Here is an 11,237-nt window from a genome sequence, read left to right on the forward strand (position 1 = left end):
CCCCTTGAGACCGCCATCGATTCACGACAACCGTTAGGTCACCCGAACGCGCTCCCCAACCTGGATTGCGCCGACAAGTAAGCGTCTCGGCACATCTGGATCAGGTCAATGTAGTTCATCTTTTGAAATCTGGTTTCAATCTGTGAATAGTGAAGTCACTTCGACTGGTCATGATTGAGGAGTGTCTGTATGGCTGTCCGGTTCAAGCTCGGCTACTACTCACCTGCGACAAACGATGCACTGGAACGTGAGTATGTCGGTTACTTCCCGCGCATGACCGAAGAGGAGGCGTGGATGGCAGGCCGGGGAGTGTGGAAGGCCAACAAAAATCGGCTGTCCCGTGAGAAGTTTTCCGTCATTGTCGGTGACGGCCAGGTTCGTGCCGTTGCCGAGATCACCGGTGTCACCGTCCACGACGATCGGGTCGCTGTCGACGGCCAGGTGCTTGCCGAGGGGCCCCCGGTGCGCGACGGGTGGATCGGCCGACCCGACCCGGTGGTCAACGCCTCGCAGAACCCGGTCGGCTACTACGACCTCCCGGAAGGGGCCGAGTTCCGTGAACGGCCCTGTGGGTGCGGGTGCGCAGCGATCAGCACCCGCGATTTCCTGCCCGGCCACGACGTGCGCGCCTTCCAGGACCGCGTCCGTAACCTGTTCGCCGGCTCCGCACTCGACTTCATCAAGTGGGTCGACGTGATGGCCACCGAGCACGGTGTCTCGCCGCTGGCCGCCAACACTAGCCCCGTCGCAGCCGATGCCGATCCGGGCGGCGAAGACGACGGCCAGGAGGAGGTCGGCGACGTGGTGTCGTTCGGCATCTTCGACGCGCACACCGAAGCCGGGAAGTGGGTCTGACCAGGCCGAGTCGGTCCCGGCTCCCTGACCTGACCCAGCACAGTCCGGAAGGTAAAAGATTATGGTGGACAAGCGAATCGGTCAGATCTACACCGAGTACAAGTTCTGCACTCGCTGTAATGAAACCACTGGCTTCCTCGCCGGTGTTCCCGCCGCCGATGGCCGCAGTAAGGTCCGCAGCTGCGAGAACGCAGTGTGGTCAGCAGATCACCACACCCGTGCTGATCTGGACCGGCGACGCAGGCGCCGAGGTCCGGTTCGAAGGCTGACCAGCACCACGCCCGGCCGAACGTGTCGGGTTCAGCGCTGGCATGCTGGCCCGAGGACGAACCGGTGGCCAGAAACCGAAGCTCGGCCCCTGGCGAGCCAGCCATGGCAGCCGGCTTGGCTAGCGCCGAATTCGATTTGCCGTTAGTCTGCCGAGACAGGGTGTATCATTCGGCGCGCACATCTGGGCGGTGGTGACGACACTCGGATGTCGCCGTCGGTTTATGGGGTCTTCATGGCCTCAGCCCTGGAGGATCAGTGCTCACCGAGTTCACACCGTGGCCGAGCCAGTTTGCTGCGCGTTACCGGGACAAGGGCTACTGGTCGGGTCAGACGCTGGAGGCGCTGCCTGCGGAGTGGGCGGCGATGTTCGGTGATCACACGGCCGTGGTGGCAGGCGGCCATCGGTGGTCCTACCGGGAATTGGCTGTACGGTCGAGCCGCCTGGCAGCGGGTTTCCGGGCGTTGGGAATCGAACGACATGACCGGGTTGTAGTGCAGCTGCCGAACGTCGCCGAGTTCTTCGAGGTTCTGTTCGGCTTGTTCGAACTGGGCGCGATCCCGGTGGTGGTGCTGCCTGCTTATCGCCGGTCCGAGGTGACCTACTTCTGTGAGTTGACCGAGGCCGTGGCCTACATAGTCGCGGATCATCATCTCGGCTTCGACTTTCGCACCTTGGCGGCCGAGGTACGGGCGAAGGCCCGCACCGTGCAGCATGTCGTCGTGCTCGGTGAGCCGGGCGAATTCGTGAGTGTGGAAGCGCTGCGGGCCCAGACCGCCGACAGCATCGACACATGGCCCGCAACGGATCCGAATGATGTGGCATTACTGCATCTGTCGGGTGGGACGACCGGGACACCAAAGCTGATCCCGCGTACGCACAACGACTACCTGTACGGCGCGCGAGCAGCCGCCGAGCTCTGTAGATTGACGCCCGACACGGTGTATCTGTGCTCGTTGCCCGTAGCACACCAGTTCTCGCTCAGTGCCCCGGGGGCTCTTGGAACCTTTCTCTCCGGCGGTCGAGTGGTGCTGGCACCACATCCGGCGCCGGATGTGACGTTTCCGCTGATCGAGAACGAGCGTGTCACGGTGGCGGCCCTGGTGCCCGCGGTGGTTCCCGTATGGTTGGCGGCCGCCTACCATACCGACAACGATCTGTCCAGCCTGATGTTGTTGCAGGTGGGTGGGGCGAAGCTGAGTCCGGACCTCGCCCGACGAGTGCGCCCGGTGCTGGACTGCCGGGTGCAACAGGTATTCGGGATGACCGAAGGCCTGTTGAACTTCACCCGATTGGATGATCCGGACGACATCGTCTTCACCACCCAAGGAAAGCCGCTGTCGCCGGACGACGAGATCCGGGTGGTCGACGAGACCGGCAGCGAGGTGCCGCCAGGAGAGCCGGGCGAGCTGCTTATCCGTGGTCCCTACACCATCCGCGGCTATTACCGGGCCCCTGAGTACAACGTTGTCGCCTTCACGGCGGACGGTTTCTACCGCACCGGTGACATCGTCCGGCAGACCCCGACCGGCCACCTCGTCGTCGTCGGCCGTAGCAAGGACCAGATCAACGTCAGCGGGCAGAAGATCTCGGCCGAGGAGATCGAGAATCACCTGCTCGCGCACCCCGATATCGTCGAAGTCGCGGTAGTCGCGATGCCGGATAGGTTTGTCGGCGAACGCATCTGCGCCTACGTCGTCTCTCGAGACGTGCGTCCCGAGGCATCCGAACTCATCGCCTTTGTCCGTGCCAGGGGGCTGGCTGCACATAAGGTGCCCGATCGCGTCGAGTTCATCGATGTGCTTCCCCGCACTGCGGTGGGGAAAATCAGCAAACAGCGGCTGCGGGACCGAATCGCCGCCACGGCACAGAGAGATGGAGCAAACCCCTGAGTACCGGCGCCGCACTGACCGTGGACCGCATCCGCTCGGACGTGAGTGATGTGCTGGGCATACCCGCAACGGCATTGACCGACGATACGCCGCTGCCCGATCAGGGTCTCGATTCCATCCGGCTCATGTCGTTGGTGGAACGATGGCGCGCGTTCGGGAGCACAGTTACCTTCGCCGACCTTGCGGAACGTCCCACCCTGAATGACTGGGCGGAGTTCTTCACATCTCGAACGGACGGACATGCCTAGTAGCTCGGGGCCGCAGCGATTGGCGCTGACCGCAGCCCAAGAGGGTGTCTGGATCGGACAGCAGCTGGTTCCTGACAGTCCCCTCTACAACGCCGCCGAATACATCCGGATCGACGGTCCGCTGAATCTCGTCTGCTTCGAGAAGGCGCTGCGGCATACGGTGACCGAAGCCGAGGCTCTCCACATCCGCTTCGACGCGGATCCTCGCCGGGTGATGCAGCTGGTGCGTGAGCCTGCCGACTGGTCACTGACCGTCACCGATCTCAGCGGCCGCCCCGACCCGTTCGCCGCCGCACTGGCGTGGATGGACAACGACCTGCGCACGGTGACCGACCTGGAAAACGGCCCGCTGTTCGGTCATGCTCTGTTCGTCCTCGGCACCGATTCGTTCCTGTGGTATCACCGCGCCCACCACATTGTTCTGGACGGATACAGCTTCTCGCTGGTGGCCTCCCGGGTCGCCGAGCTCTATACTGCGGCGGTCACCGGCATACCTTGTTCCTCGCCGGGATTCGGCACGCTACGCACGGTGGTGGAAGACGATGTCGCTTATCAGAACTCACTCGCGCACCGCGACGACCGCGAGTTCTGGTGCACCCGATTCGCGAACCGTCCGAACGCGGTCAGCCTGAGCAAACGCACCTCGGTTCCCGGTGCCCGACTGCTGCGCAGCAGCAGCCAATTGCCCGACGATGCCGTGGACACCTGGCGCACCTGGGCCGATCGGGCGGGTACCACCTGGGCGGAGATCGTGTTCGCTCTTGTCGCCTGCTACGTGCATCGGTCGACCGGCGCGGACGAGGTGGTCCTCGGTATGCCCGTCATGGGGAGGATGCGGTCCGCGGTTGCGCGTACACCTGCGATGGTCATGAACGTCGTGCCGCTACGGGTTTGTGTCGGCAGGCGGGCTACGGTGTCACATGTAGCCCGCATGATTGCCGGGGAACTGCGTACGATCCGCCCTCATCAGCGTTACCGTGTCGAGCATCTGCGGCGTGATCTTCAGCTCGTCGGTGGTGGACAGCGACTGCACGGCCCGATGGTCAACGTCATGCCTTTCGATTACCGGCTCGACTTTGCGGGTTGTCGGGCGATGGCACGGAATCTGTCGGCGGGCGGGCAGTTCGTAGAGGACATCGCGATTCAGCTGCACGTGCGCTCCAGCGGGGAGTCTTCGATGCTCGATGTCGATGCCAACCCGAACTGCTATGAGCAGGCAGAACTCGCCGCTCACCTGGACAGGCTCACCGAGTTGCTCACCACGGGCATCCCCGGGAACGCTCACCTCGAGTGGGTCCGGCGAGGGAACACCACCACAACGGCATACCCGCGCGAAGCAAGCCTGGCGGAGTTGTTCGATCGCCGCCGTTACCACGCCCCGCACGCATGCGCGGTCATCGACGCAGACCGGCGACTGTCGTATGCGGAACTGGATCGGTACGCGAACGCGGTCGCCCACGCCCTCGTCGATGACGGCGTCACGATCGGACAGCGGGTCGGTGTGGCCGGCGGACGCTGCGCGGACGCGATCATCGCGATCGTGGGCATCATCAAGGCAGGCGCCGTATACGTGCCGTTGGATACCGCTCACCCGATGCCGCGGCTGCAGGCCATGGCCGAGGACGCCCAGGTCAGCGTCCTGATAGCTCTGCCCGGCGTCGACGGCGTGATCAGCGGCGCTCGGGTCCTTCGGATGGACGGACGGAGAATGGATCACGCGCCGAGCCTGACCAGGCCCGTCGTTGGTGAGGACCTCGCCTACGTCATGTTCACCTCCGGGACCACCGGGCGTCCCAAGGCGGTGGGTGTGCGCCAGCGCGGCATCACCCGTCTGGTGTGTAATACCGATTACGTCACGATCGGCGTCGACGATCGCGTCCTCCACACGGCAACCCTGTCCTTCGACAGCGCCACGTTCGAAATCTGGGGGGCACTGCTCAACGGTGCCCGTCTCGTCATCGCACCGAGGGGATTGCAGCTCTCACCCGACGAGCTACGCCGCGAGTTGGACACCCACGACGTATCGGTCGTATTTCTCTCCACCGCGGTCTTCCACCACCTGGTCGGTAGGCGACCAGATCTCTTCGCTTGCGTTCGGGATGTCGTGGTGGGGGGCGATGCGCTGAATCTTCGCCTGGCCAGAGACGTCTTGGCGAGCGGCCCGCCCAAGCACTTGATCAACGCCTACGGGCCGACCGAGAACACCACGTTCACCACGGCATACCTGGTCAACGATCTACTCCCCGGCGCCACCAGGATGCCGATCGGCAAACCCATTGCCAACACCACCTGTTACATCCTGCGAGACGACGCCACCGTGGCCGACATCGGCGAGAAAGGTGAACTGGTCACCGGCGGTGACGGTGTCGCCGTCGGATACCTCAACGAGCCGGGGCTGACCGCGGCGCGGTTCATCCCCGACCCGTTCACCGACGATCCATCGGCCCGCCTGTACCGCACCGGAGACATCGCCAGCTGGCGCGAGGACGGGACCATCGATTTCCACGGCCGCCGCGACAACCAATTCAAGATCCGTGGCCATCGCGTCGAGGCCGACGAGATCGAAACGACCCTCCGCGCCCACGCGGGCATCTCGGAAGCTGTCGTCATCCCCCACGAGGCTGCGACACCTGGGGACGCCCGACTCGTCGCCTATCTCGTCCAGGCAGCCGAGTCCGCCCAGCCGGGCGCGACAGAACTCGAGGACTATCTGCGCGCGCAGCTTCCTGCGCACATGATTCCCGCAACGTTCATGTGGCTCGACCACCTCCCGCTGACCCCGCACGGCAAAGTCGACCGAACGAAACTTCCTGCCCCGCCGAACCTCTCGCCGAGTCCACCCCTGTCGACACTGGACACGCCGACTCTGTCGGCGCAGATACGAACGATCTGGCACACCGTCCTGCGCGCACGCGGAGTAGATCACGACCTCGAACCAGACGACACCCTGTTCGCCGTCGGAGGCACCTCCCTCGACGTCCCGCTCATCCACACCCGGGTCGTCGAACTGCTCGACCCTCCCGACCTCACCCCGCTCGACCTGTTCACCTACCCCACCCTCGGTGGCTACACCGACCATGTCACCTCACTCTTGCGGACCAGGCCATGACCTCTGAGAACAGCATGAAAACCGAGATCGCCATCGTCGGCATGGCTGGCCGATTTCCGGCCGCCGACAGCGTTGCGCAGCTGTGGCAATCACTGCTCGACGGGCACGAGGCGATCCGTCGACTGGACCCCGACGAGCTGCGACGTGCCGGGATTCCCGAGACAATATTGTCGGACCCCGCCTACCTGCCCTACGGTGCCCCGGTGTCGGCCATCGAATATTTCGACGCCGAGTTCTTCGGTATGACTCCCGCCGAGGCGGCCGTCGTCGATCCGCAGCACCGGCTGTTCATGGAATGCGCCTGGCATGCACTCGAAGACGCCGGTATGCCGCCCGGAGGGCGGATCGGTGTCTTCGCCAGTATCGGATTCGCGGACTACCTCAGGCAGAATCTGCTACCCGCCTCCGACCACCTCGGACACGATATTCCGCACTCTGTACGGATCGGCAACGAGGTCGATTTCCTCCCCAGCCGCCTCTGCCACATACTCAACCTCACCGGCCCGTCGATCGCCGTGCAGACCGCCTGCTCCAGCGCGCTGGTGGGCGTCGCCACCGCCTGCACGGCACTGATGACCAGGCGCTGCGATGCGGCCATCGCGGGCGCGGTCGCACTACGGCTACCCCAGCCCGCCGGGTATATGTATGCCAACGGCGGAGTCTGGTCGAAGGACGGACACTGCCGCCCCTTCGACGCCGACGCATCGGGATGGGTGGCAGGTAACGGTGGCGGGGCGGTGATCCTCAAACGCCTGGCCGACGCGGTCGCCGACCGAGACCGCATCTACGCTGTCATCCGCGGAGTCGGTGTGAACAACGACGGCTCCGACAAGACCAGTTTCATCGCACCAAGTACCTCAGCGCAGATGGCCGTCATTGCCGACGCCGTCGCCGATGCCGATATACCCACCTCCTACATCGGCTACATCGAAGCTCACGGCAGCGGAACCCCGCTCGGTGATGCTCTCGAAGTCGCGGCGCTGGCCAAGGCCTACTCCGCCGCAGGGGGCGTAGCCCCGGGTTGCGGGCTCGGCAGCATCAAGGCCAACCTCGGTCACATGGCCGCTGCCGCCGGTATCGCCGGTCTCATCAAGACCGCGCTGGTACTTCGCCACCAGACCATCCCACCGCAGATCAACTACGCGTGTGTCAATCCTCTGCTGCAGCTGGACCGCAGCGGATTGACCATTTACCAGGATCGCCACAGTGTCGAGACACCCCTACGTGCTGCTGCCGTGACATCACTGGGAATGGGGGGAACCAACGCACATATGATCCTCACCACCCCTGCCCCCAGCCACAGTGCTCGGCAGGCCCCCACTCGGCACGAGTACCTACTGCCGCTGTCCGCGCGCAACCATACCGCTCTGCGCGAGTCCGCCGAGAACCTCCACCGCTACCTGCTGACCAACGATGTCCGCATCGACGACCTTGCCTACAGCATGACTCGCAGGTGGGCACGCTCACGTAACACCGTCGTCTTCCGGGCCCACACCCTCGACGAGGCCCGAGATGCCCTGCTCCGATACATCGACGGTGCCCCGACGCCGTCTGCGGCAACCCCGGCCGATGTCGACGACTTGCCCGACAGCGCGCTGGCGCATGCCGTCAAGATTCCCCTACCGGGCCACCCCTTGCACCGCGAGCGATACTGGGTCAGTCCTCCCGCTGCTGCACATCACGATGATCGCAGCGAACCGGCGGATGGGGCTCGCGGCGATCACGGCAAGGGTGATCTGCTGCACCAGGTGGTCGACATCTTCCGCACCCACCTGGGGATCGAACGCCTCGGACCTGACGACGACTTCGACGCCCTCGGCGGATCCTCGCTGACCGCAGTGGAAATCGTGGACGCGATCGCGGACCGGTTGGGCCCAACCATCAGCCTCAAACGGTTCGTTCAACTTCGCACCCCGCGTCGCATCACCCAGGAGATTCGCACGTGGGTGTCGGGCAACCTTGTCGACCCGCCGGTCGTCAAGCTGCGCGAGGGCACAGCAGGCGAGGAGATCTTCTTCATCTATCCGGTAAACGGCACGGTGTTCTGCTATCACAAACTGATTCAGTCCACCACATTCGCCAAACCCGTTTATGCCCTCGCCTACCCCTTCGACGACCCGAATCCTCCCGGCACGGTCGCGGAAATGGCGCAGATGTGCATCGCCGAAATCCGAACAGTCGCCCCGCACGGCCCCTACCGACTGGCGGGCTATTCGATGGGAGGCAACCTCGCCATCGAGATCACCCATCAACTACAGCAACTAGGCGAAACGGTGACCGATATCGTCATGATCGACCCCCTTCCGGTGGAGGCCTACCCCCGGCCGCCCGTAGAGCTCGATTACATCCGAGCCGCCGCGATCACGCTGTCCTATTTCCTTGGGCTGCCCATACGTCCGCCGAAAGCGGACACGATCGATGATGTCGTCACGATCCTGCGTCAACCCACGTGGTCGCACCGCACCGAGCAGACCATGCGCCGTTTCGTCAGCTTTCTGGTGCGCAATGCCATGGCACTGACCACGGCAGACCAACCACCACCGATCAAGGCGGATCTCACCGTTCTCGCGGCAACCGAACGCCGCAACGAAGTTTACGACCTCGTGGGAATCAGGAGCCTGCCGCCTGAAGTATGGGAACAACACACGACAGGCACCGTCACTGTCGTCCCGCTGCCGGGAAATCACTATTCGCTCTACACCGAGCCGGAGAATTTCGAAGTCCTCGCCCGTGTCTTCGACCGCATCTACAGCGACGACACGCCGACCACAGACCAACCGTCCTCCAGGTAGCGGCACCATGTGGATTCTTGGCTTGAACGCCCCTCCGTTGGGTTGGCACGACGCGGCCGCCTGTCTCGTTGACGGCGAGGGCAGGGTACATGCACTGATCGAGGAAGAGCGGATCACCCGCTACAAGCACGCGCTACACAGCCATCCGCGCGACGCCACGCAAGCCTGCCTGGACATGGCGGGCATCACCCCGGCCGACATCGACGTCGTCGCCCTCGGCTGGGACCTGCCCCGGCATGCCACCCGGACGGACTTAGGTCGCCTGGACACAGCCCTTCCGGGACGACCGTGGCGGTTCGGTGACAGCCGGGAGTTCCTCACCGCCGCCCTGGGCTGGGACCTGGACCCGATACGCCACCCCGACTTGGTCTGTGTTCCCCACCACTACGCGCACGCCTGCTCCTCCTTCTACGCCTCCGGGTACCCCGAAGCCGCCGTGGTGGTGACCGACGGCTACGGCGACGACGAGAGCACATCGATCTACCACGCGCGACACGGCCGGCATCTCGTCCGCAAGGACTGCTGGCCGATCCCCGTTTCGCTGGGCCACATGTACAACGCGGTCTCCGAGCTCATCGGGTTGAACTGGCTCGAGGCAGGCAAGACCATGGGCCTGGCAGCGTACGGACGAGCCCGCGCCATCGAACCGTGGCCTATCTTCACGATGACAGGCGATACGTTCAGCACGCCGTTCGACCTGCCGCCCGATGCGTCCGACCGACAGATCGTCCTCGCCTGGTGGGACCACTTCCGCGCGCTCGGCTATCGCAGGCGTCCGTGCGCCCCCGACGACCTGGACCGCAACGAGGACGCGGTCCACCTGGCCTGGAGTGCCCAGGCGAGCCTCCAACAGGTATGCGCACTACTCGCGCAACGAGCCCGCCACGTCACCGGCCTCGACGCCTTGTGCCTGTCGGGAGGTGTTGCCCTGAACTGCTCATCGAACGGCCTACTGCCCCAACCGGTATACGTTCCACCCATCCCACACGACGCAGGCGTCGCGCTGGGTGCCGCATGGGCGATCTGCCCGCCCACACACACCGGCCCGCCGCTCACCCCCTACCTCGGCCGCACCATCCCGTCCGCGGACATCGACCAGGTCCTGTCCGAGTACGACCTATCCGCCCGACCATTCACCGCCGACGAGGTGGGCAACCGTCTGCTCGACGGTCAGATAGGTGCCGTGGTCACCGGCCGAGCGGAGATCGGCCCACGAGCACTGTGCCATCGCTCCATCATCGCCGCCGCGCATGACGAGTCCATGCGCGACCGAATCAACCTCGCCAAGGGACGTGAACTGTGGCGACCGCTGTCACCAGTCGGGCTGGCCAGCTGCGACGGTACCTACTGGGAGCCCAACCCAACCCTGCACCGCTACATGCTGGGCGCGAGTCACGTCACCGACCGTGGGCGCAAGGAAATACCCGCCGTCGTTCATGTCGACGGCACCGCCAGACCCCAACTCATCACAGACCTGACAGAACCGGTGTGGGCCGTGCTCGAATACCTGCGGACGGCAGGCGCACCCCCTGTCCTTATCAACACGTCGTTCAACCTGCGGGGCGAACCGATCGTCGACACCGCAGCAGAAGCCGTCCACTCGGCGCGCGCAATCGGCCTGGACTTCCTCGTCCTCGACGATCGCGTAATCGACTTCTACCCTTCAGCGGACGGTCACCGGCAGCCAGAGTTGGGCGTCGGCCAGTGAGCTGTCAACATGAGCGGAGACTCGCAGCAGGCTCGCGATCTCGGAGCCTCGGACGAGCACCGGTGAGGTCGTCATCGACCACTCCAGACCGGGCTCGAATCTACCACCGACCGAAACACCAGATCGGCCGGTGGATCGGCCCAGGCCGCAGTGAAAGTGACACAGTCGTACTCGCGGAGCACGTCGGCTGCCGCGGCATCCGTGGGTAGTAGAGAGTAGACGAGCATCGACCAGCGGCAGGCCGTCCATAGCAACCAAGCCCGCGACCGAATCACCTGAGCCCGCGAATCACTGCAGAAGTAGAGGCAATGAACAGGACTTCGAAAATCCCTGAAGACGACTTCGAAAACTGACAATAGCGCCGA

General features: G+C 64.5%; 6 protein-coding genes. All 6 read left to right on the forward strand.

Going from position 1 to position 11,237, the window contains the following annotated elements; translation table 11 throughout:
* Positions 1–189: 189 nt before the first annotated feature.
* The 6 genes from ON20_RS26885 (at position 190) to ON20_RS26910 (ending at position 10,872) form a co-directional block, all read left to right on the forward strand.
* The gene (locus tag ON20_RS26885) at positions 190–855 is read left to right on the forward strand and encodes a hypothetical protein (RefSeq protein WP_218002648.1); all 666 of its coding nucleotides are present in this window, start codon (positions 190–192) and stop codon (positions 853–855) included.
* A 525-nt stretch (positions 856–1,380) separates the two neighbouring features.
* Entirely contained in the window at positions 1,381–3,015 is a 1,635-nt protein-coding gene (locus ON20_RS26890; RefSeq protein ID WP_040840101.1) for a (2,3-dihydroxybenzoyl)adenylate synthase, read from the forward strand.
* Between the two features lie 20 nt (positions 3,016–3,035).
* Entirely contained in the window at positions 3,036–3,263 is a 228-nt protein-coding gene (locus tag ON20_RS26895; protein WP_281032916.1) for a phosphopantetheine-binding protein, read from the forward strand.
* Positions 3,256–6,372, forward strand: coding sequence for a non-ribosomal peptide synthetase (locus tag ON20_RS26900; RefSeq protein ID WP_169332387.1), 3,117 nt, complete (start codon positions 3,256–3,258; stop codon positions 6,370–6,372). The genes ON20_RS26895 and ON20_RS26900 overlap by 8 nt, the downstream gene beginning before the upstream one ends.
* Positions 6,369–9,164 carry a polyketide synthase gene (locus ON20_RS33485; protein ID WP_051163404.1) on the forward strand — a complete coding sequence of 932 codons (2,796 nt, stop codon included), beginning with the start codon at positions 6,369–6,371 and terminating at the stop codon, positions 9,162–9,164. The genes ON20_RS26900 and ON20_RS33485 overlap by 4 nt, the downstream gene beginning before the upstream one ends.
* 7 nt (positions 9,165–9,171) lie before the next feature.
* Positions 9,172–10,872 carry a carbamoyltransferase C-terminal domain-containing protein gene (locus ON20_RS26910; RefSeq protein WP_040840106.1) on the forward strand — a complete coding sequence of 567 codons (1,701 nt, stop codon included), beginning with the start codon at positions 9,172–9,174 and terminating at the stop codon, positions 10,870–10,872.
* The last annotated feature ends 365 nt before the right edge of the window (positions 10,873–11,237 follow it).

Source organism: Nocardia brevicatena NBRC 12119 (assembly GCF_000308495.1).
Classification (GTDB): Bacteria; Actinomycetota; Actinomycetes; order Mycobacteriales; family Mycobacteriaceae; genus Nocardia; species Nocardia brevicatena.